Annotated in this window: 27 protein-coding genes; 10 read left to right on the top strand and 17 right to left on the bottom strand. The window is 71.4% G+C overall.

The window, feature by feature from the left end; genetic code table 11:
- Positions 1 to 3: 3 nt before the first annotated feature.
- The gene (locus A37W_RS0111475; RefSeq protein WP_367834145.1) at positions 4 to 963 is read right to left on the bottom strand and encodes an NAD(P)-dependent oxidoreductase; all 960 of its coding nucleotides are present in this window, start codon (positions 961 to 963) and stop codon (positions 4 to 6) included.
- On the opposite strand from A37W_RS0111475, the gene A37W_RS0111470 reads away from it, so the two are divergent.
- Positions 962 to 3,424, top strand: coding sequence for a penicillin acylase family protein (locus A37W_RS0111470; protein WP_018303180.1), 2,463 nt, complete (start codon positions 962 to 964; stop codon positions 3,422 to 3,424). The genes A37W_RS0111475 and A37W_RS0111470 overlap by 2 nt on opposite strands.
- Positions 3,425 to 3,542: 118 nt before the next feature.
- On the opposite strand, the gene A37W_RS0111465 is transcribed toward A37W_RS0111470, so the two are convergent.
- The 6 genes from A37W_RS0111465 to A37W_RS22825 form a co-directional block, all read right to left on the bottom strand.
- Positions 3,543 to 3,944 carry a DUF2177 family protein gene (locus tag A37W_RS0111465; RefSeq protein WP_018303179.1) on the bottom strand — a complete coding sequence of 134 codons (402 nt, stop codon included), beginning with the start codon at positions 3,942 to 3,944 and terminating at the stop codon, positions 3,543 to 3,545.
- A gap of 223 nt (positions 3,945 to 4,167) precedes the next feature.
- Positions 4,168 to 5,442, bottom strand: coding sequence for a GTPase HflX (hflX, locus tag A37W_RS0111460; protein WP_040753924.1), 1,275 nt, complete (start codon positions 5,440 to 5,442; stop codon positions 4,168 to 4,170).
- On the bottom strand, positions 5,443 to 5,679 hold the full coding sequence (gene hfq / locus A37W_RS0111455) for an RNA chaperone Hfq (protein WP_018303177.1): 237 nt from the start codon (positions 5,677 to 5,679) through the stop codon (positions 5,443 to 5,445). It lies immediately after the preceding gene.
- Positions 5,680 to 5,807: 128 nt separating this feature from the next.
- Positions 5,808 to 7,361, bottom strand: a complete 1,554-nt coding sequence (locus A37W_RS0111450; protein WP_018303176.1) for a TrkH family potassium uptake protein — start codon at positions 7,359 to 7,361, stop codon at positions 5,808 to 5,810.
- Positions 7,362 to 8,738, bottom strand: a complete 1,377-nt coding sequence (gene trkA / locus A37W_RS0111445; RefSeq protein WP_018303175.1) for a Trk system potassium transporter TrkA — start codon at positions 8,736 to 8,738, stop codon at positions 7,362 to 7,364.
- A gap of 74 nt (positions 8,739 to 8,812) precedes the next feature.
- A complete protein-coding gene (locus A37W_RS22825; RefSeq protein ID WP_081617098.1) occupies positions 8,813 to 9,667 on the bottom strand; it encodes an alpha/beta fold hydrolase in 855 nt (284 codons plus the stop codon).
- Between the two features lie 427 nt (positions 9,668 to 10,094).
- Here A37W_RS22825 and A37W_RS23730 point away from each other — a divergent pair, with 427 nt between their 5' ends.
- Complete coding sequence (locus A37W_RS23730) at positions 10,095 to 10,316, top strand: hypothetical protein (protein ID WP_156169451.1); 222 nt, start codon at positions 10,095 to 10,097, stop codon at positions 10,314 to 10,316.
- A gap of 6 nt (positions 10,317 to 10,322) precedes the next feature.
- Here A37W_RS23730 and ntrX read toward each other — a convergent pair whose 3' ends face one another.
- The 5 genes from ntrX to dusB all read right to left on the bottom strand — a co-directional run bounded on the left by ntrX (position 10,323) and on the right by dusB (position 17,531).
- The gene (ntrX, locus tag A37W_RS0111435; RefSeq protein WP_018303173.1) at positions 10,323 to 11,723 is read right to left on the bottom strand and encodes a nitrogen assimilation response regulator NtrX; all 1,401 of its coding nucleotides are present in this window, start codon (positions 11,721 to 11,723) and stop codon (positions 10,323 to 10,325) included.
- Positions 11,724 to 11,730: 7 nt separating this feature from the next.
- Positions 11,731 to 13,992 (bottom strand): sensor histidine kinase NtrY-like, encoded by a 2,262-nt coding sequence (locus A37W_RS0111430; RefSeq protein ID WP_437437303.1) that lies wholly within the window; start codon positions 13,990 to 13,992, stop codon positions 11,731 to 11,733.
- 100 nt (positions 13,993 to 14,092) lie between these two features.
- Complete coding sequence (locus A37W_RS0111425; protein ID WP_018303171.1) at positions 14,093 to 15,457, bottom strand: response regulator; 1,365 nt, start codon at positions 15,455 to 15,457, stop codon at positions 14,093 to 14,095.
- Positions 15,457 to 16,548 (bottom strand): two-component system sensor histidine kinase NtrB, encoded by a 1,092-nt coding sequence (locus A37W_RS0111420; protein WP_018303170.1) that lies wholly within the window; start codon positions 16,546 to 16,548, stop codon positions 15,457 to 15,459. Before A37W_RS0111420 ends, A37W_RS0111425 begins: the two co-directional genes overlap by 1 nt.
- The gene (gene dusB / locus A37W_RS0111415) at positions 16,545 to 17,531 is read right to left on the bottom strand and encodes a tRNA dihydrouridine synthase DusB (protein WP_018303169.1); all 987 of its coding nucleotides are present in this window, start codon (positions 17,529 to 17,531) and stop codon (positions 16,545 to 16,547) included. Before dusB ends, A37W_RS0111420 begins: the two co-directional genes overlap by 4 nt.
- A 207-nt stretch (positions 17,532 to 17,738) precedes the next feature.
- Between dusB and A37W_RS0111410 the strand changes: the two genes are divergently transcribed.
- The 3 genes from A37W_RS0111410 to A37W_RS0111400 are packed head-to-tail and all read left to right on the top strand — an operon-like array spanning position 17,739 to position 19,821.
- The gene (locus tag A37W_RS0111410; protein WP_026198443.1) at positions 17,739 to 18,866 is read left to right on the top strand and encodes a bifunctional 2-C-methyl-D-erythritol 4-phosphate cytidylyltransferase/2-C-methyl-D-erythritol 2,4-cyclodiphosphate synthase; all 1,128 of its coding nucleotides are present in this window, start codon (positions 17,739 to 17,741) and stop codon (positions 18,864 to 18,866) included.
- Positions 18,863 to 19,351: a phosphatidylglycerophosphatase A family protein gene (locus tag A37W_RS0111405; protein ID WP_018303167.1), complete on the top strand. Its 489-nt coding sequence runs from the start codon at positions 18,863 to 18,865 to the stop codon at positions 19,349 to 19,351. The genes A37W_RS0111410 and A37W_RS0111405 overlap by 4 nt, the downstream gene beginning before the upstream one ends.
- Entirely contained in the window at positions 19,348 to 19,821 is a 474-nt protein-coding gene (locus A37W_RS0111400; protein WP_018303166.1) for a CinA family protein, read from the top strand. The genes A37W_RS0111405 and A37W_RS0111400 overlap by 4 nt, the downstream gene beginning before the upstream one ends.
- Before the next feature lie 27 nt (positions 19,822 to 19,848).
- On the opposite strand, the gene A37W_RS0111395 is transcribed toward A37W_RS0111400, so the two are convergent.
- Entirely contained in the window at positions 19,849 to 20,292 is a 444-nt protein-coding gene (locus A37W_RS0111395; RefSeq protein ID WP_018303165.1) for a type II toxin-antitoxin system RatA family toxin, read from the bottom strand.
- 149 nt (positions 20,293 to 20,441) lie between these two features.
- Between A37W_RS0111395 and hpt the strand changes: the two genes are divergently transcribed.
- Together hpt and A37W_RS0111385 are read left to right on the top strand one after the other, a co-directional pair.
- Positions 20,442 to 20,978 carry a hypoxanthine phosphoribosyltransferase gene (hpt, locus tag A37W_RS0111390; protein WP_018303164.1) on the top strand — a complete coding sequence of 179 codons (537 nt, stop codon included), beginning with the start codon at positions 20,442 to 20,444 and terminating at the stop codon, positions 20,976 to 20,978.
- Positions 20,975 to 21,154 (top strand): hypothetical protein, encoded by a 180-nt coding sequence (locus A37W_RS0111385; protein WP_018303163.1) that lies wholly within the window; start codon positions 20,975 to 20,977, stop codon positions 21,152 to 21,154. Before hpt ends, A37W_RS0111385 begins: the two co-directional genes overlap by 4 nt.
- Here the strand turns inward: A37W_RS0111385 and A37W_RS0111380 are convergent.
- The gene (locus A37W_RS0111380; protein WP_081617097.1) at positions 21,117 to 22,013 is read right to left on the bottom strand and encodes a LysR family transcriptional regulator; all 897 of its coding nucleotides are present in this window, start codon (positions 22,011 to 22,013) and stop codon (positions 21,117 to 21,119) included. The two genes, A37W_RS0111385 and A37W_RS0111380, sit on opposite strands and share 38 nt — an antisense overlap.
- A gap of 80 nt (positions 22,014 to 22,093) precedes the next feature.
- Between A37W_RS0111380 and A37W_RS0111375 the strand changes: the two genes are divergently transcribed.
- From A37W_RS0111375 to A37W_RS21580, 3 genes are all read left to right on the top strand, one after another.
- Complete coding sequence (locus tag A37W_RS0111375; RefSeq protein WP_018303161.1) at positions 22,094 to 22,555, top strand: c-type cytochrome; 462 nt, start codon at positions 22,094 to 22,096, stop codon at positions 22,553 to 22,555.
- Positions 22,555 to 23,439: a cytochrome c gene (locus A37W_RS0111370; RefSeq protein ID WP_018303160.1), complete on the top strand. Its 885-nt coding sequence runs from the start codon at positions 22,555 to 22,557 to the stop codon at positions 23,437 to 23,439. Before A37W_RS0111375 ends, A37W_RS0111370 begins: the two co-directional genes overlap by 1 nt.
- Positions 23,440 to 23,508: 69 nt before the next feature.
- Complete coding sequence (locus A37W_RS21580) at positions 23,509 to 24,561, top strand: FAD-dependent oxidoreductase (protein WP_018303159.1); 1,053 nt, start codon at positions 23,509 to 23,511, stop codon at positions 24,559 to 24,561.
- A 223-nt stretch (positions 24,562 to 24,784) separates the two neighbouring features.
- Here A37W_RS21580 and A37W_RS0111360 read toward each other — a convergent pair whose 3' ends face one another.
- From A37W_RS0111360 to lipA, 3 genes are all read right to left on the bottom strand, one after another.
- Positions 24,785 to 24,982, bottom strand: a complete 198-nt coding sequence (locus A37W_RS0111360; RefSeq protein WP_018303158.1) for a hypothetical protein — start codon at positions 24,980 to 24,982, stop codon at positions 24,785 to 24,787.
- A 74-nt stretch (positions 24,983 to 25,056) separates the two neighbouring features.
- Positions 25,057 to 25,713, bottom strand: coding sequence for an SGNH/GDSL hydrolase family protein (locus tag A37W_RS0111355; protein ID WP_018303157.1), 657 nt, complete (start codon positions 25,711 to 25,713; stop codon positions 25,057 to 25,059).
- Entirely contained in the window at positions 25,710 to 26,681 is a 972-nt protein-coding gene (gene lipA, locus A37W_RS0111350) for a lipoyl synthase (protein WP_018303156.1), read from the bottom strand. The genes A37W_RS0111355 and lipA overlap by 4 nt, the downstream gene beginning before the upstream one ends.
- Positions 26,682 to 26,723: the final 42 nt, after the last annotated feature.

Here is a 26,723-nt window from a genome sequence, read left to right as displayed (position 1 = left end):
GCATCACCCCGCCGAGCGCAGCCGCTGGATCAGCGAGGACGTGTCCCAGCGGCCGCCGCCCATCTTCTGCACGTCCTTGTAAAACTGGTCGACCAGCGCCGTCACCGGCAGCGACGCCCCCACCTCGTCCGCGGTGGCGAGGCAGATGCCCAGGTCCTTGCGCATCCAGTCGACGGCGAAACCATGCTCGAATTCGTCGTCGAGCATGGTGCCATGGCGGTTCTGCATCTGCCACGACCCCGCGGCGCCGCCCGCGATCACCTCGACCACCGCGCGGCCGTCGAGACCCGCCTTCTCGGCGAAGTGCAGGCCCTCGGACAGGCCCTGCACGAGGCCCGCGATGCAGATCTGGTTCACCATCTTGGTCAGCTGCCCGGCCCCGGTGTCGCCCAGCCGCCGGCAGGCCTTGGCGTAGGCCGCGATCACCGGCTCGGCCCGGTCGTAGGCGTCCTGGGGCCCGCCGCACATCACGACGAGCTGACCGTTCTCGGCGCCGGCCTGACCGCCCGAGACCGGCGCGTCGATCCACGCGACGCCCCTGCCCGCCGCCGCCTCGGCCAGCTCGCGCGTCACCAGCGCCGAGACGGTCGTGTGGTCGACGAAGACCGCGCCATCCGCCATCCCGGCCAGCGCGCCCTCCTCGCCCGAGGCGATCTCGCGCAGGTCGTCGTCATTGCCGACGCAGGCCATCACGAAGTCGACCCCCTCGGCGGCGTCGCGCGGCGTCGCCGCGGTGCGACCGCCATGCTGCGCCGCCCAGGCCTCGGCCTTCGCCGCGGTCCGGTTGTAGACGGTCACCTCGTGGCCCGCCTTCACCAGATGACCCGCCATCGGGTAGCCCATGACGCCGAGACCCAGAAACGCGCATTTCGCCATCGTGATCGCCCCTCCCTCGGGCCTTTCCATCCGCGGACCCTTTCGGTACCTACCCGACCGGCACCGTCCGTCAAGCAGGCCGCCCATGCTCCTCGTCTTTCGCTGGCTCCTGCGGATCGCCACCGGGATCGTCGTCCTGTTCGTGCTCGCGGTGACGCTGGTCTACTGGTTCGCCGCCCGCTCGCTCCCCGACTACGACGCGACCGAGGCAGTCGCCGGCATCGACGCACCGGTCGAGATCGTGCGCGACAACGCCGACGTGCCCCACATCTTCGGCGAGACCGACGAGGACGTGTTCTTCGCCCTCGGCTGGGCCCACGCGCAGGATCGCCTGTGGCAGATGATCATGCTGCGCCGCACAGCGCAGGGCCGCCTGAGCGAGCTGTTCGGGCCGCGGACCCTGTCCACCGACCGCCTGCTGCGGCACCTCGACCTCTACACCGCCGCGGTCCGCTCGTACGAGGACCAGGACCCCGGCACCCAGGCCGCGCTCGACGCCTACGCCGCCGGGGTGAACGCCTGGCTGGAGGAGGTGAACGAGGGTGCGCGCGGTCGCGGCGCGCCCGAGATGTGGCTGTTCAACCATGCCGTCGCGCCGTGGACGCCCGCGGACTCGCTGGTGATCCTCAAGCTGATGGCGCTGCAGCTGAACGCGCACCTGTCGGAAGAGGTGCTGCGGGCGCGGGTCTCGCTGATGCTGCCGGGAGAGCGGGTGGCCGACATCCTGCCCGAGGCGCCGGGGGACGGGCTGATCGCCCTGCCCCAGTATGCCAGCCTCGTGGACGACGTGCCGCGCTACGCCGCGAACACCACGCCGGACCACTCCTTCCTGTCGCCGGTCTCGCCCCGCGGGCTGGAGGGCGCGTCGAACGGCTGGGCCGCCGGGATCAGCCGCTCCGCCTCGGAATCCACTCTGCTCGCGAACGATCCGCACCTCGCCCTGACCGCGCCGTCGATCTGGTACCTCGCCCGGCTGGAACTGTCGGACGGCGGCGTGATCGGCGGCACCATCCCGGGGATCCCGCTGATCCTCAGCGGCCGCAGCGCGGACCTCGGCTGGGGCATCACCTCGTCCTACCTCGACGACACCGACGTCTACATCGAGGAGGTGAACCCCCGCGATACCGGCCAGTACCGCGGCCCGGGCGGCTGGGAGGATTTCGAGACCCGCGAGAGCATCATCGTCGTCAAGGACGCGCCTTCGGTGACCGAAGTGCTGCAGCGCACGTCGAACGGCCCGGTCCTGCCGCCCGACGCCTTCGACCTCGGCACCATACGCCCGCCGGGCCACGTCACCTCGGTCGCCTGGACCGCGCTCAGCGAGGACGACACCACGATGACCGCCGGCATGCGCCTGATGGCCGCCCACGGCGTCGAAGAGGGCCTCCGCGCGGGCGAGCTGTTCGTGGCGCCCTCGCAGATGCTGACGCTGGCCGACCGCAACCGTGTCGCGATCCAGCTGATCGGCGCGATGCCCCGCCGGGACCCCGAGCATCAGAGCGAGGGGCGCATCCCCACCTACGGCTACCTGCCGCAGAACCGCTGGCAGGGCACGTTCCCCTATTCCGCCAATCCCGGCGTCTCGGAACCCGCGGGCGGCATCGTCGGCAACACCAACAACAAGGTCGTCGACCGTCCCTTCCCCGACCACGTCTCTTTCCTGTGGGGCGACACGCAGCGGATCAACCGCTGGCGGTTCCTGCTGCAGGCCCGGCAGGTCCACACCCGCGAGAGCTTCATCGAGGCGCAGCTCGACACGGTCAGCTTCACCGCCCGGTCGCTGCTGCCGCTGATGGGGGCCGAGCTCTGGTTCACCGGCGAGGCCGCGCCCGACGGCACGCCCGAGCGGCAGCGGGAGCGCGCGCTGGCGCTGCTGGCCGAGTGGAACGGCGAGATGAACGAGCACCAGCCCGAGCCGCTGATCTACGCCGCGTGGCTGCGCGCGCTGCAGGACCGGCTGATCCGCGACGAGCTCGGGCCCCTCGCGGACGAGTTCGCGCACGTGGAGCCGCTGTTCATCGAGCGGGTGTTCCGCGACGAGAGCGGCGCCGCCGCCTGGTGCGACGTCATCCAGTCCGCCCCGGTGGAGACCTGCCCCGACATCGCGCGGATGGCCCTCGACGATGCGCTGGTCTGGATCGGCGAGACCTACGGCACGCAGCTGGAATCGCTGCGCTGGGGCGATGCACACGAGGCGGTGCACGAGCACCAGGTGCTGGGCGATGCGCCCGTCATCAACTGGTTCGTGAACATCGTGCAGTCCACCTCGGGCGGGGACAACACGCTGATGCGGGGCCGCACCTCCGGCGAGCCCGAGCATCCGTTCCGCAACGTCCACGCCGCCGGCTACCGCGGCGTCTACGATTTCGCCGACCCGGATTCGTCCGTCTTCATCACCTCGACCGGCCAGTCCGGCCACTTCCTGTCGCGCCACTACGACGACATGGGCGAGCTGTGGCGCCGCGGCGAGTACCTGCCGATGTCCCTCGACCCCGCGCTGGCGCGGGCGGCGGCTGTGGGCGTGACGCGGCTGATCCCCGAGGAGTAGGCAGGCGGCCCGCCCCGGACGTGATCCGGGGCCACGATGGATCAGGCGCCCCTTCCGCAGAGGCCCCCGGCTCAGGGCCGGGGCGGCGTCTGCCTGAGGACGGCCCTCCGCCCTGCCCTCACTCGAAGGCGCGCGCGATCCAAACGCCGGCGGCGGCGGTGACGCCCGTCAGCAGCGTCCCCCAGACCAGGTCGATCCCCACCATGCCCCACGTCCAGCGCCCCAGCGTCGCGAGATTCGAGAACTCGTAGGTGCCGTAGGCGACCGCGCCGAAGAACGCGCCGACGAGGAACATCCGCCCCACGCTCCAGTCGCCCGTCACCGCCGGCCAGGAGACGAAGTAGAGAAGGCCCGCCACGTAGAACAGGTAGAACACCACCGCCGGCCCGTAGCGCGGGCTGTCGAGGAGCCAGTCGCCCAGCTGCTTTTCGAATGCGGGCTTTACGATGAACCGCAGGCCCACCGCGTCGAGCCCGAGGAATATCACGGCCGAGGCGACGTAGAGGATGACGAGGTTCATGGCGGCTCCGGATGGCTGGTCGGAGAGTGTACGAGCGGCAGCCACCGTCGGTTCATCGAGCGGGTGCGATCGGGCGACGGTGACCCGTCCCGGCCCCCGAGCCGGGACCCCGCTCAGCCGGGCGCGCCCTTGCCGTCAGGGCCCCGGGCGGGCCCTTCGAGGGCCGCAGGATGTAGGGTGGGTGAAACCCACCGTCCGTCGGCCACGGTGGGTTTCACCCACCCTACAGGCGCCGGAAACGGTCCTTCTGGCGCTCCGTCCAGCGGACGGTGAGGGAATAGCCCTCATCCGTCTGGCGTTCGTCCTCGACCACGCCCTCCTCGTGCAGCCAGGCCCGCTCGCGCCCCGCGGCAAAGGACAGCCGGATCGTGTCGGTCACCGTCGGCGGGCGCAGACGCTCGGCGATCGCGACCATCAGCTCGGCCACGCCCTCGCCGGTCAGGGCAGAGATCGCGTGGATCTCGCCCCGGCGGCCGGCGCGGGCGAAGGCGGCGTCGCGCTCGTCCGCCGGGATCAGGTCGATCTTGTTCCAGACCTCGATCTGCGGCGTCGCCTCGCCGACGCCGAGGCTGGTCAGGATCGCGGCGACGTCCTCGGCCTGCTCCTCGGTCTGCGGGTGCGAGATGTCGCGCACGTGGCAGACCAGGTCGGCGTCCAGCACCTCCTCCAGCGTGGCGCGGAAGGCGGCCACCAGCTCGGTCGGCAGGTCCGAGATGAAGCCGACCGTGTCGGACAGGATGATGTCCTCGCCCGTCGGCAGCGCGATCCGCCGCATCGTCGGGTCGAGCGTCGCGAACAGCATGTCCTTGGCGAACACCTCGGACCCGGTCAGGCGGTTGAACAGCGTCGACTTGCCGGCGTTGGTGTAGCCGACAAGGGCGACGATCGGGAACGGCACCTTTGCCCGCGCCTCGCGGTGCAGGGTGCGGGTCTTCACCACCTTCTCCAGCTGCCGCTTGAGGCGCACCAGCTGCTCGTCGATGGCGCGGCGGTCCGCCTCGATCTGAGTCTCGCCGGGGCCGCCGACGAAGCCGAGGCCGCCGCGCTGCCGCTCAAGGTGGGTCCAGGCGCGGACGAGGCGGGTGCGCTGGTAGGTCAGCGCCGCCATCTCGACCTGCAGCACGCCCTCGCGGGTGCGGGCGCGGTCCGAGAAGATCTCCAGGATCAGCCCCGTCCGGTCGAGGAGCTTCACGCCCCACTCCTTCTCGAGGTTGCGCTGCTGGACCGGGCCGACATGGCCGTCGATCAGCACCAGCTCGACCTCCGCCGCCTTGAGACGGGTCTTCAGCTCTTCGATCTTGCCGGTGCCGAACAGCATGCCGGGATGGCGGCGCGGCAGGCGCACGATCTCGGACCCGACCACGTCGAGGCCGGGCAGCGCGGCGGCGAGTGCCACGGCTTCGTCCAGCGCGGGCTCCGCCTCGCGCCGGTCGCGGTCGGCGCGGATCTCGGGGTGGATCACCCACGCCCGGGTGACGGGCGGGTCATGCTCTGGCAATCAGGACTCGTCGCCGTCGTAGAGGTTCACGGGCTGGGACGGCATGATCGTGGAGATCGCGCTCTTGTAGACCAGCTGCGACTGGCCGTCCCGGCGCAGCAGGACGCAGAACGAATCGAACCACGTGATCACGCCCTGCAGCTTGACCCCGTTGATGAGGAAGATGGTGACGGGGACCTTGGTCTTGCGGACGTGGTTGAGAAACGCGTCCTGCAGGTTCTGCTTGTCCGAAGCCATGCGTGGCCGGGTCCTTTTTTATTCTTGCGGCCATGCGGCGGCCGGCATCGTTTCCTCGTTCGGACCGACAGTATGCGGAAGGGCCGCGGGGATTCCAGCCCCGATTTGTCGAGCGGTGGCCGGGCGGTTCAGTTGCGCCACAATTCCGGGTTGAGAAGCGCGATCAGCGCCAGCGCCTCGAGCCGGCCGACGACCATTGCCGCAGCGAGGATCGCCTTCGCGGTGTCGGGAATCCCGGCGTACGAGACCGGATGCTCGGCCGCGACGTGGGCGAGCGGCCCGGTGGTGGACAGCGCCGAGACGGCAAGGACCAGCGCCGTCTCGAACTGCACCCCGGTCAGCGCCAGCGCGCCCATCACGATGAAGATCGACATCGCGAACAGCATGAAGAAGATCCACGCCATCCGCGCCCCCTCCTTCCGCACCCGGCGCGATTCGACGCCCGAGCCGCCGATGGAGTGCGGATGGATCAGCCGCTCCAGCTCGCGCTCTCCGTGGCGGGCGAGCGCGTAGATCCGCAACAGCTTCACCCCGCCCGCGGTCGTCGCGACGCCGCCGCCGACGATGGCGAGGCCGATCAGCACGAAGCCGGGCGTGCGCAGCCCGGACCAGTCCGCCGCGCCGATCCACCAGTAGCTCTCGAACCCCGTCGTCGTCAGGAACGAGGCGACGGTGAAGAGCGCGCCCCAGAGCGCGGTCGCGGCCGCCGCGAACTCCGTCTCCGCCGGGGCCTCGCCGGCGCCGAGGAAGTGCCGCGCGAACAGGAACAAGGTGACCGAGCCGATGAGGATCGCCGCCAGCCGCACTTCGGGATCGTCGATGAGGCGGTCGTGATCGCCGGGGAGGAGGCCGCGGGACCAGGTCAGGCGCGACACGGCGAAGGCCATGAAGAGGAAGATCAGCACCTCGCCCTCGATCCCCGAGGCACCGAACGGCACGCCGCCGATGGGCGAGATGCCCGAGGTCGAGAGGGTCGACATCGCGTGGCAGATCGCCACGATCGGCACCTCCCCCGCCACCAGCAGGCCGAGCCACAGCACCGCGGTCAGCCCGACGTAGATCGGCAGCAGGCGGGCGGCGTATCGCGCCAGCCTCTCGGACGGGTCGGCGGCGCGCATCACCACGCGGGCGGTACCGCCTTCGCCGAAGCCGCGCGCATGGCGCACCTCGAAGCCGCCGATGTTCATCGGCGCCAGCACTGCGAAGGCCATCACCCACATCAGGAACCCGCCCAGCCAGCCGACTGTCGCCCGCCACAGGTGCAGCGACGGGTTCAGGCGATCGACGCGGTCGAACACGGTGGCGCCAGTGGTCGTCAGGCTCGACACCATCTCGAACCAGGAGCGCAGCAGCGTGGTGTCCCCCACGGCGATCATCAGCGGTACGGCTAGGAGGACGGGCAGCACCGCGAACGCCATGACCAGCGTGAACAGCTGGTCCCGCGTCCCCGGCCGCGCCCGCCCGGTGGCGGTGGCGAGCGCGAGGATCAGCGTCAGCCCGGCCCCGATGGCGGCGGCGGCGAGGAAGATCAGGCCGGTGGCCCGGTCGCCGCGGGTCAGCGCATGGACGGCCGGCAGCAGGCCGGCGGCCGAGCACAGGCCCATGAGCAGGACGAAGAACGGCAGCTCGGCCAGCCGGCTGCCAGGACGCGCGGGGGCGCGGGAGGCCGGCGCGCGCGCCATCTAGAAGTAGTCGATGGAGACCTGCAGCAGGCGCTCCACCTCGGGCACGTCGGCGGCCATCGCGAAGATCGCGATCACGTCCCCCTCGTCGATCCGCAGGGCGCCGTCCGGCTTCACCACCCGGTCGCCCTTCATAACGCCTCCGACGAGGACGCCTTCGGGAAATTCGATGTCGCGGATCCGCTGGCCGGCGATGGGCGAGGTGCCGAGGACTTGCGCCTCGATCAGCTCGGCCTCGGCGTCGCCGATGGAATAGACGTTGCGCACCCGGCCGTGGCGGATGTGGCGCAGGATCGAGGACACGGTCACGGCGCGCGGGTTGATGTAGGCATCGATCTCGAGGTCGGCGAGCAGCGGGACGAGCGTGGGGTCGTTCATCAGGCAGATCGCCGTCTTGGCGCCCATGCCCTTGGCCCGCACGCTCGCCAGCAGGTTCGTCTTGTCGTCGTCGGTGACGACCAGGACCGCGTCCGCCTTGGCCACCCCCGCCTCCTCCAGCAGGTCGGCGTCGAGGCCGTCGCCGTTCAGCACGATCGTCCGGTCCAGCGCATCGGCCGCCCGCTCGGCGATGGCGCGGGTGCGCTCGATCACCTTGACGCGCACCCGGTCGGTCCGGCTCTCGAGTGCGCGGGCGACGGCGCGGCCGACATTGCCGCCGCCGATGATGACGACGCGCTCCATCTTGGTCTGGGTCTTGCCGAAGATCTCCAGCGTGCGAGCCATGTCCTCGGTCACGGTGAAGACGTAGATCTCGTCGCCTGCGAAGATCTGGTCGCCCGCCGCGGGGGCGAAGAGCTGGCCGCCCCGGCGGATGCCGACCACGATGGCGCGCAGCGTCGAGAACAGGTCGGTCAGCTGGCGCAGCGGGGTGTTGATGACCGGGCAGCTCTCGTCGATCTGGATGCCCAGAAGCTGCGCCCGCCCGTCGAGAAAGCTCTCGGTGTCGAAGGTCGCGGGCGCCGCGATCCGCTGCAGCGCCGCCTCGGCGACCTCGCTCTCGGGCGAGATCACCACGTCGATGGGCATGTGGTCGCGGCGGTAGAGGTCGGAGTAGATCGCGTCGAGGTAGGACTTCGCGCGCAGGCGCGCGATCTTGCGCCGGATCGAGAAGACCGAGTGGGCCACCTGGCAGGTGACCATGTTCACCTCGTCGCTGTGCGTCGCGGCGATGATCATGTCCGCGTCCCGCGCGCCCGCACGCTCCAGCACGTCCGGGTAGCTGGCATGGCCGTGGATGCCGCTGACGTCGAGCGTGTCCGTCGCGCGCCGGATCAGGTCGGCGTTGTTGTCGACGACGGTGACGTCGTTGCGCTCTCCCGACAGGTGCTTGGCGATCTGCCACCCCACCTGCCCGGCCCCGCAGATGATGACCTTCATGCGCGTCCCTTGGGGTTTGGCGTCATGGGGCCGGTATGGCGGAGGCGGGGGGTGGGGGCAAGGTGCACGGGCTGTCAGCGCCGGCCGAGGAAGCCGGCGATCAGCCGGGCGCTGCGCTGGGGAAATTCCTGGATCGGCCAGTGGCCGGACGGCATCTCGACGAGGCGGGCGCGCGGCAGGGCGCGCGCGGCGTCGCGGGCGTGGCGGACCGGCACCAGCGGGTCGCGCGTGCCGTGCAGCAGCAGCACGGGCTGCGCCACGCGGGCGAGGTCGCGGGTGAAGCACGTCGTCGTGCCGGCCGGCCCCATCTCGCCCCGCAGGAAGGCGCCGAAGCTCTGCCGCCGCGCCTGCTCGCGCGCGACGGCGCGCACCGCGGCGACGGTCGCGGCGGGCGCGGCGAACGGGTTCGCGAAGGCCGAGGCGAGGCCCGCCCGCGTCAGCACCGCGCTGGCGCCCGACAGGTGGTAGACCAGAGGCCGCAGCGGCGAGGTGGCCGAGCGGCGGGCGAGCGCGTGGAAGGGCGCGCGCTCCATCAGGCCGTAGGAGGAGACGAGGACCAGCCGCTCCACCCGCCCGGGCGCGTTCAGCGCCAGCCACAGCGCGACGCCGCCGCCCATCGACAGCCCCGCGACCGAGGCGCGGGCGAGCCCCAGCCGGTCCATCAGCGCCAGCACCCAGCGGCCGAGATCGGGGATCGTCTGCACCGGCCCCAGCGTCGCGCTGCCGCCATAGCCCGGCAGATCCGGCGCATGGACTCGCGCCACCCGCGCCAGCCCCGGGATCACCGGCCCCCACGCGAGGTCCGCATGATCGAACGCCCCGCCATGCAGCAGGATGAGCGGCGCCCCCCGCCCGGTGATCACGCACGCCGCCCGGCGGCCGTGGACCGACAGGATACGGCGGGGGCGCTTGCGGGGGGCGGGGGTCATGGGGGAGCGAGGGTGGTTTGGCGGAGGCCGGGGGTGAGGGCAAGGTGGACGTGTGCTACGGAAATCATGTCAGCGTCGCAAAAGCGTTGTCTGCAGCAAATCAGCCCACTAGTGTTTTGCAGCGATGGAGGCACGAAAAGTGAAGTACATATTTGGCCTTTTTCTTGCCGCGCTACTGGCAGCACTGTCGTACTATCTGGGATACTGGCAAGTAGGTGTGATACCATTCGCGGGAGTCGGGATTGCGTATGTTGCAAGCGTCGCCGGCGCGTCTGGAGCCGTAATATTCTCCGTGCTGTCGCTGGGGGGCCGAGTGAACATCATCACTTTCCTTGGCATACTGGTGACTGTCTCCATTTTAATCGGGGCCGTTTGGACAGGGGAGTAGAGAGCGATGAACGGGTGTGGCGAGATTGGTGCCGTGTAGATGTGGTGGGTCATCGGCGGCATCGCGCTAATCATCGTGCTCTTGATTGGGGCGGCTCAACAGGCTCGCGAAGAGGCCATAAAAGCCCATATGGATAATCTGCTAAAGGGCGGCCTAATTCCGCGTGTTTCTAAGGACGTCCACAACGAGGCCTTGAAGCGCATTGGAAAGGCGAGGCCGAATGTCAGATTGCCTCGCCGCCAATACTTCAATGACGATTGAGTACCCTCACCCCTCCTCCCCCACGAACGCCACCCGGCCGCTCCCCTTCGCCCCCGTCACCACGCCGAGGCTCTTCAGCTTGCGGTGCAGGGCCGAGCGCTCCATCCCGACGAAGGCGGCGGTGCGGGAGATGTTGCCGCCGAAGCGGTTGATCTGGGTCAGCAGGTACTCGCGCTCGAACGCCTCGCGGGCCTCGCGCAGCGGCATCGTCGCCAAAGAGCCGGACAGGACCACGCGGCCCTCCTCGCCGGCGGCCTCCTCCATCGTCGGCAGCTCGCGGGCGGTGATGTCGCCGTGGGGCTCGCCCAGGATCAGGACGCGCTCGACCACGTTGCGCAGCTGCCGGACGTTGCCGGGCCAGACCATCGTCTGCAGCAGCGCCCGCGCGTCCTCGGCCAGCGCGCGCAGCGGCAGGCCCTGGGCGCGGTTGAACTCGGCGATGAAGTGCTCGGCCAGCAGCGGAATGTCCTCGCGCCGGTCCTCCAGCCCTGGGACGGTGATCGGCACCACGTTCAGGCGGTGGAACAGCTCCTGCCGGAAGCTCCCGGCGTCGATCAGCGCCTTGAGGTCGCGGGTGGTGGAGGAGATGACGCGCAGGTCGACCTGCACCTTGTCGGTGCCGCCGACGCGCTGGAACGACTGGTCGGTGAGGACGCGCAGGATCTTGGACTGGGTGCCGGAGGGCATGTCGGCGATCTCGTCGAAATAGACGATGCCGCCATCCGCCTGCTCCAGCAGGCCCTTCTCGATGCCCTTGCCCGGGCTCTCGCGGCCGAACAGGACCTCTTCCATCCGGTCCGGCTCCACCGACGCGGAGGACACCGTGACGAACGGCCCCGAGGCGCGGCCGGAATTGGCGTGGATGTAGCGGGCGGCGGTCTCCTTGCCCGATCCGGGCTGGCCGGACAGCATCACGCGGCCGTTCGACTTCGTCACCTTGTCGAGCTGCGCCCGCAGCGCGCGGAAGGACCCGCTGTCGCCCAGCATCACCGCGGGCGCGACGGGCCCGCGCTTCAGTTCCTGGTTCTCGCGGCGGAGCGAGGACGTCTCCATCGCGCGGCGGATCACGACGAGCAGCTGGTCGATGTTGAACGGCTTCTCGATGAAGTCGTAGGCGCCCTGCTTGATCGCCGCGACCGCGATCTCGATGTTGCCGTGGCCCGAGATGATGACGATCGGGATGTCGGGGTGGTCGCGCTTCACGCTTTTCAGGATGTCGATCCCGTCCATCCGGCTGTCCTTGAGCCAGATGTCGAGGATCATCAGCGACGGCTTCTCCTTCGCGATCTCGGCCATGCACTGGTCGGACGTGCCGGCGAGGCGGGTGGTGTAGCCCTCGTCCTCGAGGATGTCCGAGATCAGCTCGCGGATGTCCCGCTCGTCGTCGGTGATCAGAATGTCGCCCATGGTTACCTCACGCTGTTTCTTTTTCGGGGGGCTGGCCGGCGCCCGAGACCGACAGGGCCAGCGGCAGGCGGATGACCGCCCTGGCGCCGCGGCGGGCGCCCTCCGCGAACGGCTCTGCGTCCTCGAGGGTGAGCGTCCCCCCGTGTTCCTCGATGATCTTCTTCACGATGGGCAGGCCGAGGCCGGTGCCCTTGTCGCGGGTCGTCACGTACGGCTCGAACAGGCGCGCCCGGTCCTCGGGCAGGCCGACGCCGTTGTCGGCGATCGTCAGGACCGCCGCGCCCGGCTCCAGCGCCATGTTCACGCGGATCTCGCCGGGGGCGTCGTCCGTGCCCGCCTCGCGGCGGCTCTCGATCGCCTCGCCGGCGTTCTTGATGAGGTTGGTCAGCGCCTGGGAGATCATGCCCTGGTCGACGTCGGCCCAGACCGGCGTCTCGGGAATCTCGGCGGCGAAGGCCACCTCGGGCTGGCCCGCCTCCTGCAGGGTCACCGCGTCGCGGAGCAGGGCCGAGAGGTCGGACTTGCGCCGCTCGGGCTCGGGCATGCGGGCGAATTTCGAGAACTCGTCGACGATCCGGCGCAGGTCGTTGGTCTGCCGCACGATCACGTCGGTCATGTTGTCCAGCTTGTCGGCGTCGTCGCCCACGGCGGCGCGGAACTTGCGCTTGATCCGCTCGGCCGACAGCTGGATCGGCGTCAGCGGGTTCTTGATCTCGTGCGCGATGCGCCGCGCCACGTCGCCCCAGGCGGCCATCCGCTGCGCGCTGACGAGGTCGGTCACGTCGTCGAAGGCGACGACGTAGCCCTCCAGCTCGCCGTCCTCGCTGCGGCGGGGGCTCATCCGGACGAGCAGGCTCTCCTGCTTGCCCATGCGGACGAGGTTGATCTGCTCCTGCGCGACCTCGCGCCCCTCGTCGCGGAGCTGGTGGAACAGGTGGCCGAACTCGGGGATGGCCACGGGCAGCGCCATGTCCTCCTGCGCCTCGCCCATGATGAGCAAGCGCCGGGCCGAGCGGTTGGCGAAGGTGACGCGCCCCTCGGGGTCGAGGCCGACGACGCCGGAGGTGATGGAGGACAGGACGGAGTCGAACAGCCGCCGGCGGCGCTCGATCTGGCGGGTGTTCTCCAGCAGGGTCTGGCGCTGCGCGTTCAGCTGCTCGGTCATCTTGTTGAAGTCGCGGCCGAGCTGGCTGATCTCGTCGTCGCCCTCGTCCTCGATCACGCGCACATCGAGGTCCCCTGCCCCGACCCGCTGGCTGGCGCTGACGAGGCGGCCGACGGGTTTCGACAGCCGCTCGGCGAACCACAGGCCCAGCCAGGTGGCGGCGAGGATCAGGAGGGCCGCGAAGCCGAGATAGAGGAGACCGAACTCGAACAGCAGGCGTCCGCGGTCGGCCTCCAGCTGCTCGTACAGGTTCACCGTCGCCTGCGTCTCGTCGAGGAGGGCGAGGATCTCGCCATCCACCTCGCGGGTCACATAGAGGTAGCGATCGACGAAGGCGGACAGCGGCAGGAGGGCCCGGAACTCGTTGTTGTCCCAGTCCTCCAGCACCGCGATCCCCTCGGCCGCGGCGGTGACGAAGGCCTCGGGCGGGGGCTGCTCGAAGTCGAACTCGTAGGAGGACGGGCCGCGGACGCGGATCTCGCCGGTGCCGTCGACGACGTAGACCTCGCTGAGGCCGCGCTCGATCTGCGGCTGCAGCCGCCCGAGCAGCTGCCGCACCTCGCCGTCGTTCATGAAGAAGTTCGCCCGCCGCTCGCGGTCCAGCACCTCGGCCAGCGCCCGGGCATCGCGGCCGACCTCCTGCCGGTGCTCCTCCTCGTAGGCTTGGGCGGCCTGCAGGGACGAGCCCACAACGTTGCGGACGCGGTCCGAGAACCAGCCTTCGAGGCCGATGTTGATGGTCAGGACCGAAAAGACGGCGACGGTCACGGTGGGGATCAGCGCCAGCAGCGCAAAGGCCCCGGTCAAACGTAGGTGCAGCCGCGATCCGGCGGAGCGGCGGCGGCGGCTGGCGATGACCTGCATCATCCGCATCACCACCATCGCGGCGAGCGCGAGGACGTAGACGAGGTCGGCGAGCAGGACGAGGCGCAGCGCCGGGGCCGACGCGTTCTGATCGAGCGGGCCGAGAACGATGTAGGTCAGCACGGCCAGCGCCGGCCCGAGAATCACCAGCCCGATCGTGGCGACGTTCTGCACCCGCCGCTGGCGGCGCCAGCGGTTGAATCGGGTCAGGGACTGTCCGGTCAGGGACCGCTGCACCAGGCTCTTTGCCTTCTCGACGCCTCGAAAAACGCCGGAGGCTCCCCCCGCCGGCGCGCCCCGCGCGCCCCTATGGCTGGGGTGTCACGGGCCTGTTGCCCTTTTACATCAACTTGCGCCGCCGTGTCACGCGAATATCCAGATCGGTGATCTTCTTGCGCAAGGTATTGCGGTTGATGCCGAGGAGATCGGCACATCTGGCCTGATTGCCGCCGGTCGCGTCTAGAGCGATCTCGATCAGCGGCATCTCCACTTCCTTGAGAATCCGCTGATACAGGCCGGGCGGCGGCAGCACGCCGCCATGCAGGTCGAAGTAGCGCCGCAGGTGCTTGCCGACCGAGGCCGACAGCTTCTCGCCCGACCCGCCGCCCTTCAACGGCTCGATCGCGGGCTGGCTGCCGAGGACGGCCTCCACCTCGGCGCGGGTGATCTCCTCTTCGGAGGACGTGGCGACGAGGCGGCGCAGCGCGTTCTCCAGCTGGCGGACGTTGCCGGGCCAGGAATAGGCGCGCACCAGGTCGAGCGCGGGGGCGCCGAGCCGGCGGACCGGAAACCCGTCCCGCTCGGCCCGGGCGAGGAAATGCTCGGACAGGAGCGGAATGTCGTCCACCCGTTCGCGCAGGGACGGGACCGTCAGCGTCACGCCGGAGAGGCGGTAGAACAGGTCCTCGCGGAACTCTCCGTCCTCCATCCGCTGCGACAGGCTGGTCTGCGACGTCGCCATCACCCGCGGACCGCCGTCGGTCAGCGTGTCCAGCATCCGCACGATCCGGCCCTGCAGTTCGTCGTCGAGGTCGCCGACCTCGTCGAACAGGATCGAGCCGCCCTTGGCCCGCGCCAGTACCGTCGAGGGGCCGTCCATGCCCTGCAGGTCGGCGGCGCCCGCCACGACGAAGGGCAGCGAGCGGCGGTCCGAGAAGTCGTGGATCGCGCGGGCGATCAGCGACTTGCCGGTCCCGCTCTCGCCGGTGATGAGGACCGGCAGCGGCGTGTTCATCACCCGCGCGACGAGGCGGTACAGGGCCTGCATCGCCGGCGTGCGTCCCACCAGCGGCAGGTCGCCCGACTCGCCCGCCGCCTCGGCCCGCGGCGCCGGCGTGCGGCGCTTGACCTCCAGCGCGCGGGCGGCGCGCTTCATCAGGTCGGGCAGGTCGAAGGGCTTGGGCAGGTAGTCGTAGGCCTCCTTCTCGGCGGCCTGGATCGCGGTCATGATCGTGTTCTGCGCGCTGATGACGATCACCGGCAGGCCCGGCCGCGCCTCGGCGATCTTCGGCAGCTGGTCGAGGCCGTTGCCGTCGGGCATGACCACGTCCGAGATGACGAGGTCGCCCTTGCCCTCGTCCACCCAGCGCATCAGCGTCACCAGCGACGAGGTCGCGTGCACCTTGCAGCCGGCGCGGGTCAGCGCCTGCGTCAGAACGGTGCGGATCGTGCGGTCGTCGTCGGCGACGAGGACGGTGCCATCCATCATTCGGCTCCTGCTGGGGGCTCCTCGTCCGCCGCACCCTGCGGCGCACGGGGGAGCGAGATGCGGAAAACGGTGCGTCCGGGGACCGAGTCGACGCTGATCCAGCCGCCGGTCTCGCCGATCAGCTTGGCCACGAGGGCGAGGCCGAGGCCGGTGCCGTTCTCGCGGCCGGACACGAAGGGCTCGAAGATGTCGCCGGCGATCTCCGGCGGCAAGCCGGGGCCGTCGTCGATGATCTCCACCTGCAAGGGCAACCGCGCGCGGCTGCCGTCGGGGCGGCGCACGCGCAGGCTGGGCTCGTAGAAGGTGTGCAGGCGGATCGTGCCACCCGCCTCTCCTGCCTCGGACGCGTTCTTGAGGAGGTTCAGGAACACCTGCTGCAGCTGGTCGGCGTCCGCCAGCGTCTGCGGCAGCGAGGGGTCGTAATCCTCGACGAAGGCCATGTGCGCGCCGAAGCCCACGGCGGCCGAGGCCCGCGCCTTGTCGAGCACGTCGTGCAGGTTCACCGGGCGCAGGACGGGCGGTCTCAGGTTGCCGAACTGCTCCACCTGCTCCAGCAGCTTCACGATGCGGCGGCACTCGTCGACGATCAGGCCCGTCAACTCCAGGTCCCCGTTCTCGAGGTTCATCGACAGCAGCTGCGCCGCGCCGGTGATCCCGGCCAGCGGGTTCTTGATCTCGTGCGCCAGCATCTCGGCCATGCCGATCGCGGACTTCGCCGCCTTGCCCGACAGGGCGTTCTGGGTCATCCGACTCGCGATCTCGCGCGGGGAGATCATCATCAGCATCTTGCCGTCCGAGCCCTGCAGGGGCGCGAACTGCAGGTTGCACTGGAGCGGCGGGCGCTCGCCCGAGCCCACGTCGACGTCGTTCACGAAGAGGGACGAGCCCTGCTCGCGGGCGCGGGCGAACGGCTCCTCGAGGGCGGCGTCGATCGCCACCTTGTCCCAGACGACCGCGCCGATCAGCGCGCGGGACGAGAGGTTGAGGAACAGCTCGGCCGCCGTGTTGGTCTCGGCGATCGTGTCGTCGGGCGCGATGAGCAGCGCAGGGACCGGCAGCGAGTTCCAGAGCGCCGCGTCGACGATCATGCCGCGAGCCTTTCGCCGTCCAGCGCCAGCGGCAGGCGGCCGAGTACGCCGGCGGGGATCCTCTCGGTCAGGATCTCGCGCCGCAGCGCGCCCGGCGTCGCGGCGAGGTCCATGTACCAGCCCAGGTGCTTGCGGGCGACACGGATCCCGAGGTCGCGGCCGTAGAAGGAGAGCATCGCCTCGTAGTGGCCCGCGACCATGTCGGCCAGCGCCCGGCCGCGCGGCACCTGCGGCGCCGGCGTGCCGTGCAGCGCGTGGGCGATCTGCGCCAGCCGCCACGGCGCGCCCTGCGCCCCGCGTCCGACCATCACGCCGTCGGCGCCGGAGGCCTTCAACGCCGCCCGCGCGGTGCCGGCATCGACGATGTCGCCGTTCGCAATCACGGGAATCGTCACCGCCTCCTTCACCGCGCCGATCGCCGCCCAGTCGGCGGCGCCCTTGTAGAACTGGCAGCGGGTCCGCCCGTGGATCACGATCTGCCGGATGCCCGCCCCCTCGGCCCGGCGGGCGAGGTCGGCGGCGTTGAGGCTGGCATCGTCCCAGCCGAGGCGGGTCTTCAGCGTCACGGGGACCGAGACCGCGCCGACGACCGCCTCGATCAGGCTCAGCGCATGGTCGAGGTCTCGCATCAGCGCGGACCCCGACAGCCCCCCCGTCACCTTCTTGGCCGGGCAGCCCATGTTGATGTCGATGATCGCGGCGCCCTGCCCTTCGACCATCCGCGCCGCCTCGGCCATCCAGCGCGGATCGCGCCCGGCCAGCTGCACCGCCGTCCGCCCGTCGCCGAGGCCGAGTTCGGCCCGGGCGCGGACCGACGGCTTGGCCTCCACCATCTCCTGGCTCGCCACCATCTCGGACACGACCCAGCCGGCGCCGAAGGACGCGACGAGCCGCCGGAACGGCAGGTCGGTGATCCCGGCGAGCGGGGCCAGTGCGACCGGGGGGCCGGGCGGAAACGGGATATGGGTCGGAGATGTCGCCAAGATTATGGTCGAATGCTCAATCGTTAAGCTTCGGGTTCGATCTAGGCCGCGGCGCGTCGCCGAACAACGCGCGTCTCTACGTCAGACTCCGCTGAAACGCGAACCGCCCGTATTTTAGGCAGTCACGCCCCTGCGCGACGGGCGTTTGCACGGCCCTTCCGCACCGCGTATCACGACCGGCAGGCCGTGGGACAGGGCGCGAGGACGATGACAACAGCCGCCGTGATCGTCGCCGCCGGGCGCGGCCTCCGCGCCGGGGGCTGCCTGCCGAAACAGTGGCGGCGCCTTGCCGGCCGGACGGTGGTGGAGCGCACGCTCGCCATCTTCGACGCGCATCCGCGGGTGGACGGAATCGTGCTGGTGGTGGCCGAGGACGATCTGGACCGCGCACGGGCGCTGGGGCTGGACCGGCGGGCGACGCTGGTGACCGGCGGCGCGGAGCGGTCGGCCTCGGTCCTTGCCGGGCTCGCGGCGGTGGACGCCGACCGCGTGCTGATCCACGACGCCGCCCGCTGCGGCCTGCCGCCCGAGATCATCGACCGGGTGCTGGGCGCGCTGGACACCGCGCCCGCCGCCGCGCCGGCGCTCGCCGTGACCGACGCGCTCTGGACCGGGGCCGACGGCAAGGTCACCGGCCTGCAGGACCGCAGCGGCCTCTGGCGGGCGCAGACGCCGCAGGGCTTCCACACCGCGGCGATCCGGGCGGCGCATCAGGCGCATGGGCCGGGCGCGGCCGACGACGTGGCGGTGGCGCTTGCCGCCGGGCTGGACGTCGCCATCGTTCCGGGCGACGAGCGCAACTTCAAGATCACCGAGCCCGGCGACTTCGCCCGGGCCGAGAGGGAGCTGGCCGCGATGGATGTGAGGACGGGCAATGGCTACGACGTCCACCGCTTCGGCGACGGCGACCACGTGATGCTGTGCGGCGTGAAGGTGCCCCACGGGCGCGGCCTGCAGGGCCATTCGGACGCCGACGTGGGCATGCATGCGCTGACCGACGCGATCTACGGCGCGCTCGCGGCGGGCGACATCGGCCGGCACTTCCCCCCCAGCGACCAGCAATGGAAGGGCGCCGACAGCCGCGTCTTCCTCGCCCATGCCGCGGGGCTGGCGCGGGACGGCGGCTGGCGCCTGACCCATGCCGACGTCACGCTGGTCTGCGAGCGGCCGAAGGTCGGCCACCATGCCGATGCCATGCGGGCTGCGCTGGCCGAGGTGATGGGCATCGAGGTGGAGCGGGTGAGCGTGAAGGCGACGACGAGCGAGCGGCTGGGCTTCACCGGCCGCGAGGAAGGGATCGCGGCGCTCGCCACCGCGACGCTGGTGCGGCCGTGAGATGGATCGCGGTCTTCTTCGGCGCCGGCCTCATGCGCCCCGGCCCCGGCACCTGGGGCTCGCTCGCGGCGCTGGTCGTGGCGCTGCCGCTGCTCTGGATCGGCGGGCCGTTCCTGCTGCTCGCCGCGACGGTGCTCGCCATCGCCGTCGGCCTGCCCGCGATCCGGGAGGAGGTCGCGGCGAGCGGGGCGGAGGATCCCTCGCACGTCGTGATCGACGAGGTGGCGGGCCAGTGGATCGCGCTGATGCCCGTCGCCTTCGGCGCCTGGCACGTCGGCGCCGCCTACACCGCGCTCTGGCCCGGCTGGGTCGCGGCGTTCCTCCTGTTCCGCCTGTTCGACATCTGGAAGCCCGGGCCCGTCGGCTGGGCCGACCGGCGCGGCGACGTCTGGGGCGTCATGGGCGACGACCTGATCGCCGGCGCCATCGCCGCGGTGGGCGTGGTGATCCTCGCCGCGCTGTTCCACGTCTGGCTGCTGGCATGAGCCTCGCCGAAGACCTCCTGCGCGCGGCCGGGGCGCGGGGACTGACGATCGCCGCCGCCGAGAGCTGCACCGGCGGAATGGTCGCGGCGGCGATCACCGACGTCGCCGGATCGTCCGCGATCTTCGACCGCGGCTTCGTGACCTACACCAACGCCGCCAAGGTGCAGATGCTGGGCGTGCGCGACGCCACCCTCTCCGCCCGCGGCGCGGTGTCCGAGGAGGTCGCGGCCGAGATGGCGGCGGGCGCGCTGGCGCAGTCGGGCGCGGACATCGCGGTGTCGATCACCGGCATCGCGGGGCCCGGCGGCTCGGACCACAAGCCAGAGGGGCGGGTCTGCTTCGGCCTCGCCGCGTTCGGCGACCTGCGGACCGAGACGGTGGAGTTCGGGGCGCTGGGCCGGGCCGAGGTGCGGGCGGCGGCGCGCGACCACGCGCTGCGGCTGCTGATCGGGGCGACGGGGGGCGGGTGACGGGGCCGGCGGTGGGTTTCACCCGCCCTACCCGTAAAGCTCCTTTGCGCGGCGCTCGAAGGCGCGGACGATCCGGCTCATCGCCTCCATGAAGAACATGTTCGCCGCGCCCTGCAGCAGCCGGTTCCTGAACTCGAAATCGACGTGGAAGCTGACCTCGCAGCCGCCCTCCACGTCGCGGAATCCCCACCGGCTCTCCATGTGCTTGAACGGACCGTCGATATAGGCGGTGTCGATCCGCTTCTCCGCGGGCCAGAGGAGCACCCGGCTGCCGAAGCTCTCGCGGAACACCTTGAACGAGATCACGAGGTCGGCGTGCATCTCCTCGTGGTCGCCCTTGTCCTCGCGGCTGCGAATCCGGGCGGCCGCGGTCCAGGGCAGGAACTGCGGATAGGACGGCACGTCGGCGACGAGGTCGTACATCGCTTGCGCGCTGTAGGGCAGCACGCGGGTCTCGGAATGGGTCGGCATGGCGCTCCCGTCAGGCGGCTCGCCCTTCCATGTCATTGCCGGGGCCGCGGTTTCAAGAGGCGGATCGCCGCGGGCCGGCGGCACTTTGCCCTGTGAATCGCGGTGCCGATGGGGCTAGAAGCGGCCGCGGAACCCCGTGGGAGGAACGGATGGCGGATCAGCCCTACGTCATCGACGAGATGATCTCGGCCAAGTCGATCGCCGCCCGGATCGAGGCGCTGGCGCGCGACATCCGGGCCGAGTTCGACGGCACCGACAAGCTCGTCGTCGTCGGCCTGCTGCGCGGCTCGTTCGTGTTCATCGCCGACCTGGTGCGCGAGCTGGACCTGCCGGTCGAGGTCGACTTCATCGAGGCGAGCTCCTACGGCGATTCCATGGAGTCGAGCCGCGAGGTGCGGATTCTCAAGGACCTGCGAGGCGGCATCGAGGATCGCGACGTGCTGGTCGTCGAGGACATCGTCGACACCGGCTTCACCCTGCACCACGTCATCGGCCTGCTGACCGCGCGCCAGCCGCGGCGGCTGAAGACCATCGCGCTTCTCGACAAGCCGACGCGGCGCGAGACGGCGGTGAAGGCGGACTGGACCGGCTTCGAGATTCCGGACGAGTTTGTCGTCGGCTACGGGATCGACTACGCGCAGCGCAACCGCAACCTGCCCTTCATCGGCAAGGTGAGGTTCACGTGAACCCGCTGTGGCTCCTCCGGATGGCGCGGTGGGCGCGGCACCCGCCGCCCCTGAGCCGCATCCTGCTGGTCCTCGCCGTCGTGGGCGTCTGCGTCCTTCTCTGGGCGGTGGAGCAGGTCTGGGGCTGGCCCGACTGGCTCACGCCCGAGCGGGCGGGCGGCCGGATCGTCCGCTAGAGGCGCCGAGCGCGTCCCGCAGCCAGCCGGCCAGCGTGTCGCGCAGCGCGACCAGACGCGGGCTGTCGGACAGGGCGCCGTGCAGCGCCACCCAGACCGGCACCGATACCTCGGGCGGCCCGTCCTCGCGCACGATGCGGGGGTCGGGGTCGCCGAGGATCGTCGGCAGGTACGTCCGCCCCTGCCCCGCGGCGATCAGCTCGCGCAGCGTGACGAAACTGTCGGCGCCGCATTCCGGCGTCTCGCCGTCCAGCAGACGCTCCAGCTCTGCCGCCGCCGGCGCGCGGGACAGCATGCCCCGCAGCCCCAGCCACGCATCCGCACCGCCCTCCGCCGCCCCGTAGACGGCGAAGCGCAGCCGCCCCGCCGGCGCCCCGACGAGGTCGGCCGGCAGCTGCAGCGCGGGGCGAACAGTCATGTCCGCGTCCATCCGGCCGAGGTCGAGCACGACGTTCGTGGTCGCCACGTCGATCGACAGGCCCGGAGTCTCCCGCCGCAGCCGCGCGAGGAGCGGCGGCAGGACGGTCCCGCAGAACGTGTCGGTGGAGGTGATGCGCAACCGGGTCGCCCCGGCGCTGCGCCGGCCGCGGATGGTCCGGGCGACGCCGTCGACCGCGCGGGCCGTCTCGCGCAGGGCCTCGATCACCGCCAGCTGCTCGGGCCGGACGGTGTAGCCCTGCGCCGTCCTCAGGAACAGCTGCGTGCCGTGCGCCGTCTCGAACGCCGCGATCCGGCGCAGCACGGTGGCGTGGTTCACTCCCAGCACGCGGGCGGCGCTGCCGACCGAGCCGGCCTCGGCCACCGCCAGCACGAAGCGGAAATCGTCCCAGTTCGCACTCTGCATTTCCGAAGGGGCCATCCGCACAATTGCCGTCTGGCCCTATGTCGCCGCCGAGCTACCGTGGGGGCAAGCCATCGCAGCCACCGGGAGCCGGAAACATGCGCAAACTCACGATCTTGTCAGCCGCCGTCATCCTTTCCGGGGGCGTCGCCCTCGCCCAGCAGGACCCGCTGGAAGCGGCCGTCGAGGCGCGTCAGTCGCACATGGAGCTGCAGGGCATGATGGTCGGCGTCCTCGGCGGCATGGCCCGCGGCAACATGGAGTACGACGCCGAAACGGCCCAGGCCGCGGCCGACAACCTCGCCGCGCTCGCCTCGATGTCGCACCGCTTCTACTGGCCCGAGGGCACCGCGGCGGGCGAGATCGAGGACAGCCGCGCGCTGCCCGCGATCTGGGAGAACCCCGAGGAGTTCCAGGCCCACGTCGATCAGCTGGACGAGGCGGCGGCCGGGCTGGTCCAGGTGGCCGGCGACGGGCTCGAGGCGATGCAGGCCGGGCTCGGCCCCGTCGGGCAGGCCTGCGGCAGCTGCCACGAGGACTTCCGGCAGTCCGACAACTGATGCGGCTCCTCGGCGGCGTCCTCGTCCTGGCGGTCGCCGTCGCGGCCGGCGGGTGGGTGCTGTCCGCGCCCGACCCGCTGCCGGCGGAGACGCTGGCCGATCTCGAGGGCGACGCCGAACGGGGCGCCCGCATCTTCCACGCCGCCGGCTGCGCCGGGTGCCACACGGCGCCCGACGCCGAGGCGGCGGAGGCGCCGGTCCTCGTCGGGGGCCAGCGCTTCGCCTCGCCCTTCGGCACCTTCGTCGCGCCGAACATCAGCCAGGACCCGGAGGCCGGCATCGGCGACTGGACGGACGCCGAGATCGCGAACGCCGTCATGCGCGGCATCTCGCCCGAGGGCGCGCACTACTACCCCGCCTTCCCCTACACGACTTACATCCGCGCCGAGCCGCAGGACGTGGTCGACCTGATCGCCCACCTGCGCACCCTGCCCGCCGACGCGACGCCGAGTCAGCCGCACGAGGTGGGCTTTCCCTTCAACATCCGCCGCGGCATCGGGCTGTGGAAGCTGATGTACCTCTCGGACGACTGGATCGTGCCGGGGCTGGAAGGTCAGGCGGCCGAGGGGCAGTACCTCGTCGAGGCGCTGGGCCATTGCGGCGAGTGCCACACGCCGCGCGGCCCGTTCGGGCAGCTCGACACCGGGCGCTGGCTGGGCGGAGCGCCGCACCCGGCGGGCGACGGGACGATCCCGAACATCACGCCGGGCGGGCTGTCCTGGTCCGAGAACGACATCGCCGCCTACCTCGACAGCGGCTTCACGCCCGAGTTCGACAGCGCCGGCGGCGAGATGGCCGAGGTGATCCGAAACGTCAGCCAGCTGCCGGACGAGGATCTCGCGGCCATCGCGGCCTACGTTAAGGCGGTGCCGGCGGTCGAATGACGCCGCCAGTTTGACTGTCGCCCGCGCCGGACGCAGGATCGCGCCGGCACGGGCAGAAGGCATCCCCCCATGCGCATCCTCGTCGTCGGCGCCGGGCCGACCGGCCTCACCGCCGCGGTGGAACTCGCCCGCCGCGGCCTCGTCCCGCGGATCGTCGAGAAGCGGGCCACGCCGTCGCCGTTCAGCCGCGCCGTCGGCATCCAGTCCCGCACGCTCGACCTCCTCGCGCCGTCCGGCGCGGCGAAGGCCATCGCCGAGGAGGCGATCCCGTTCGAGGGCGCGATCCTGCACGACGGCCGGCGCGAGATCGGCCGCCTGCCGCTGGGCCATAGCGAGGACAGCCGCCTCTGGGGCCTCGCCCAGGACCGGACCGAGGCGCATCTCGCGGCGGCGCTGCGGCGCGAGGGCGGCGCCGTGGAGTACGGCACGACCTTCGAGGGGCTGGAGCAGGACGGCGACGTCGTACGCGCCACGGTCGCTAGCGAGACGGCGGAGTACGACTGGGTCATCGGCGCCGACGGGGTCCACAGCGCCGTGCGCGGCGCCCTCGGCCTGCCGTTCGAAGGCTACGATCTGCCGGAGACCTGGTCGATCGCGGACGTGGACGCGCCCGGCTGGCCCGACCCGCGCTGGTTCCACGGCTTCTTCAAGCCCGGCGGCGAGGTCGCGGTCGTGGTCCCGCTGGAGCGGGCGCGGTTCCGCGTCATCGCGAGCGATCCCGACGCGCTGGCGGCTCTGCCGGTGCCGATGGCGGTGTCGGCCATCCGCAGCACCGGCACCTTCCGCATCTCGGTGCGACAGGCGCCGTCGTTCCGCGTCGGACGGGTCTGCCTCGCCGGGGACGCGGCCCACTGCCACTCGCCGGTCGGCGGGCGGGGGATGAACCTCGGCATAGCGGATGCGGCGGACCTCGCGGCGCGGATCTCGTCGGGCGAGGTGGACGGCTACGAGGCGGCGCGGCATCCCGAGGCGGCCCGCGTGATCCGCCTGACCGAACGGGTGCGGCGCGCGGTGCAGTCGAAGGAGCCATGGCGGCAGCGCCTGATCCTGCGCACCCTCGGCCTCGCCCTGCAGGTCCCGGCCGTCCGCCGCGCCGCCGCCCGCCGCGCGGCAGGGGCGTAGGCGCAAGGACACCGGAAGCCGCCCGCCGCGTTTCACGCAACGCGCCTCGGCGTTTCGCGACCCGCCCCCGCGGGCCGGCCTGCGGCCACTGCTTTCGGGCGCCGTGGCAGAGCGAGACAGATGTGGAGAGCCGGGGCTGCGGCGAAAACCGCAAGGCGAAACCTGTCGGTCAACCGATCTTCTTATCGGGCAAGTATCGCCGAAGGCCGGTTCGCGAACCCGGTCAGGCCCGGGCCCGCCTGCGGCGGTGCAGAAGGCGCGGCGGCCGCGGCAGGGACGGCGCCGCCATGAACAGCGCTCCGAGGAGGCCGCCCGTGACCAGCGCACCGAGGTGCGGACCGGTGGCGGCGGTCGCGCCCGAACCGGGGGCGGCGAGGGCGGCGGAGGCGACGAGCGAGAGAATTGCGGCGAGTCGGATCATGGGCTGACCTTTCGGGGAACGGACCCGGTCACCCTGCCCCGCCCCGCCTTACGGCGGGGTTAAGCGCGGGCCCTTCAGCTGTCCTCTGCGATTTCTGCCGCGATCAGCGCGCCGATCCGGGCCGACCCCTCGGGCGAGGGATGGGTCCGGTCGTCGTCGTAGAGCGACGTCCGGGCCGGGTCGATCGCGTCGTCCGGATCGACGAAACGCACCCCGTCCGTCGCCTCGGCGAACGCGGCGAGCCGGGCGTCGAGGTCACCCAGTTCCTCCGAGCAGACCGAGAACGGCCCGCCGCCGACGGGCGCGGAATAGTAGCCGACGAGAATCACGTCCGCCCCGTCCGACAGCGCGCGCCGCGCCGCGTCGGGGATCGCGCCCTCCCCGCCCGAGATGAGCGCGTCCAGGACCGGCGCGCAGCCGCTCTCGCAGCCGCAGGTGCCCCGCAGGTCGTTGGCGCCGCCCGCGATCACCACGGTGCGCCGGCCCGGCGCGTCGGCGTACTGCGTGCCGATGGGCGCGAACGGGGCGCCGTCCAGGAACCCGGCGCCCGGCACGGCGGCGTTGGCGACCGCGAGGCCCGTCTCCGCCGCGATAACGTCGCCCACCGACTGGCCGGACAGGCGGTTCCACGCCATGACGCTGTCGCCGACGATCAGCACCTCGCCGCGGTCCGGCGGGTCCGCCGCACAGGCGGCGAGCGCGGTGACGGCGAACGCGGCGAGCGCCCTCACGCCGGCGCGGGGCGGGCGGCCAGCTGGCGCTCGCGGCTGGCGCGCAGGCGGGCGAAATCGTCGCCCGCATGGTAGCTGGATCGCGTCAGCGGCGTCGCCGAGACCATCAGGAACCCCTTGCCGTAGGCCGACCGCTCCAGGGCGGCGAACTCGTCCGGCGTCACGAACTTCTCCACCGCGTGGTGCTTGGGCGTCGGTTGCAGGTACTGGCCGATGGTCAGGAAATCGATGTCGGCGGCGCGCATGTCGTCCATCACCTGGCGGACCTGCTCGGCCGTCTCGCCGAGGCCGACCATCAGGCCGGACTTGGTGAACATCGCCGGGTCCAGCTCCTTCACCCGTTGCAACAGGCGCAGCGAGTGGAAGTAGCGTGCGCCGGGACGGACCGACGGGTAGAGGCCCGGCACGGTCTCGAGGTTGTGGTTGAAGACGTCGGGCTTCGCCGCGACGACCACCTCCAGCGCCTCGGGCCCGCAGCGCAGGAAATCGGGCGTCAGGATCTCGATCGTGGTGTCCGGCGCCTGCCGCCGGATGGCGCGGATCGTCTGGGCGAAGTGCTCGGCCCCGCCATCGTCCACGTCGTCGCGGTCGACGGAGGTGATGACGACGTGGCTGAGGCCCAGCTTCTTCACCGCATCGGCCACGCGCCCCGGCTCGAACACGTCGAGCGCGTCGGGCCGGCCGGTGGCGACGTTGCAGAAGGTGCAGCCGCGGGTGCAGATCTCGCCCATGATCATCATCGTGGCGTGGCCCTGGGACCAGCATTCGCCCACGTTCGGGCAACCCGCCTCCTCGCACACGGTGGACAGGCGGTGCTCGCGGATGATGTCGCGGGTCTCGCGGTAGCCGGCGCTGGTCGGCGCCTTCACGCGGATCCAGTCCGGCTTGCGCGGCTGGGCGGCGCTGTCGGGGCGGTGCGCCTTCTCGGGGTGGCGCTCGCCGGGGATCCTGAGGTCGCGGGGGCTCATGTCGGCTCCTGTCAGGGCGTGAGGGTTACCTATACCCGTCGC

Origin of the sequence: Wenxinia marina DSM 24838 (assembly GCF_000379485.1) — a bacterium.
GTDB classification, from domain to species: Bacteria; Pseudomonadota; Alphaproteobacteria; order Rhodobacterales; family Rhodobacteraceae; genus Wenxinia; species Wenxinia marina.
This window is presented reverse-complemented; position numbering and strand designations above follow the sequence as displayed.

What these genes read in the sequence shown, in the direction of transcription:
- A37W_RS0111470 (WP_018303180.1), top strand. Translation starts at nt 962, where the DNA reads ATGCTCCTCGTCTTTCGCTGGCTCCTGCGGATCGCCACCGGGATCGTC.
- A37W_RS0111475 (WP_367834145.1), bottom strand. Translation starts at nt 963, where the DNA reads ATGGGCGGCCTGCTTGACGGACGGTGCCGGTCGGGTAGGTACCGAAAG.
- A37W_RS0111465 (WP_018303179.1), bottom strand. Translation starts at nt 3,944, where the DNA reads ATGAACCTCGTCATCCTCTACGTCGCCTCGGCCGTGATATTCCTCGGG.
- hfq (WP_018303177.1), bottom strand. Translation starts at nt 5,679, where the DNA reads ATGGCTTCGGACAAGCAGAACCTGCAGGACGCGTTTCTCAACCACGTC.
- A37W_RS0111450 (WP_018303176.1), bottom strand. Translation starts at nt 7,361, where the DNA reads ATGGCGCGCGCGCCGGCCTCCCGCGCCCCCGCGCGTCCTGGCAGCCGG.
- trkA (WP_018303175.1), bottom strand. Translation starts at nt 8,738, where the DNA reads ATGAAGGTCATCATCTGCGGGGCCGGGCAGGTGGGGTGGCAGATCGCC.
- A37W_RS22825 (WP_081617098.1), bottom strand. Translation starts at nt 9,667, where the DNA reads ATGACCCCCGCCCCCCGCAAGCGCCCCCGCCGTATCCTGTCGGTCCAC.
- A37W_RS23730 (WP_156169451.1), top strand. Translation starts at nt 10,095, where the DNA reads ATGTGGTGGGTCATCGGCGGCATCGCGCTAATCATCGTGCTCTTGATT.
- ntrX (WP_018303173.1), bottom strand. Translation starts at nt 11,723, where the DNA reads ATGGGCGACATTCTGATCACCGACGACGAGCGGGACATCCGCGAGCTG.
- A37W_RS0111425 (WP_018303171.1), bottom strand. Translation starts at nt 15,457, where the DNA reads ATGGATGGCACCGTCCTCGTCGCCGACGACGACCGCACGATCCGCACC.
- A37W_RS0111420 (WP_018303170.1), bottom strand. Translation starts at nt 16,548, where the DNA reads ATGATCGTCGACGCGGCGCTCTGGAACTCGCTGCCGGTCCCTGCGCTG.
- A37W_RS0111410 (WP_026198443.1), top strand. Translation starts at nt 17,739, where the DNA reads ATGACAACAGCCGCCGTGATCGTCGCCGCCGGGCGCGGCCTCCGCGCC.
- A37W_RS0111400 (WP_018303166.1), top strand. Translation starts at nt 19,348, where the DNA reads ATGAGCCTCGCCGAAGACCTCCTGCGCGCGGCCGGGGCGCGGGGACTG.
- A37W_RS0111395 (WP_018303165.1), bottom strand. Translation starts at nt 20,292, where the DNA reads ATGCCGACCCATTCCGAGACCCGCGTGCTGCCCTACAGCGCGCAAGCG.
- hpt (WP_018303164.1), top strand. Translation starts at nt 20,442, where the DNA reads ATGGCGGATCAGCCCTACGTCATCGACGAGATGATCTCGGCCAAGTCG.
- A37W_RS0111380 (WP_081617097.1), bottom strand. Translation starts at nt 22,013, where the DNA reads ATGGCCCCTTCGGAAATGCAGAGTGCGAACTGGGACGATTTCCGCTTC.
- A37W_RS0111375 (WP_018303161.1), top strand. Translation starts at nt 22,094, where the DNA reads ATGCGCAAACTCACGATCTTGTCAGCCGCCGTCATCCTTTCCGGGGGC.
- A37W_RS0111370 (WP_018303160.1), top strand. Translation starts at nt 22,555, where the DNA reads ATGCGGCTCCTCGGCGGCGTCCTCGTCCTGGCGGTCGCCGTCGCGGCC.
- A37W_RS21580 (WP_018303159.1), top strand. Translation starts at nt 23,509, where the DNA reads ATGCGCATCCTCGTCGTCGGCGCCGGGCCGACCGGCCTCACCGCCGCG.
- A37W_RS0111360 (WP_018303158.1), bottom strand. Translation starts at nt 24,982, where the DNA reads ATGATCCGACTCGCCGCAATTCTCTCGCTCGTCGCCTCCGCCGCCCTC.
- lipA (WP_018303156.1), bottom strand. Translation starts at nt 26,681, where the DNA reads ATGAGCCCCCGCGACCTCAGGATCCCCGGCGAGCGCCACCCCGAGAAG.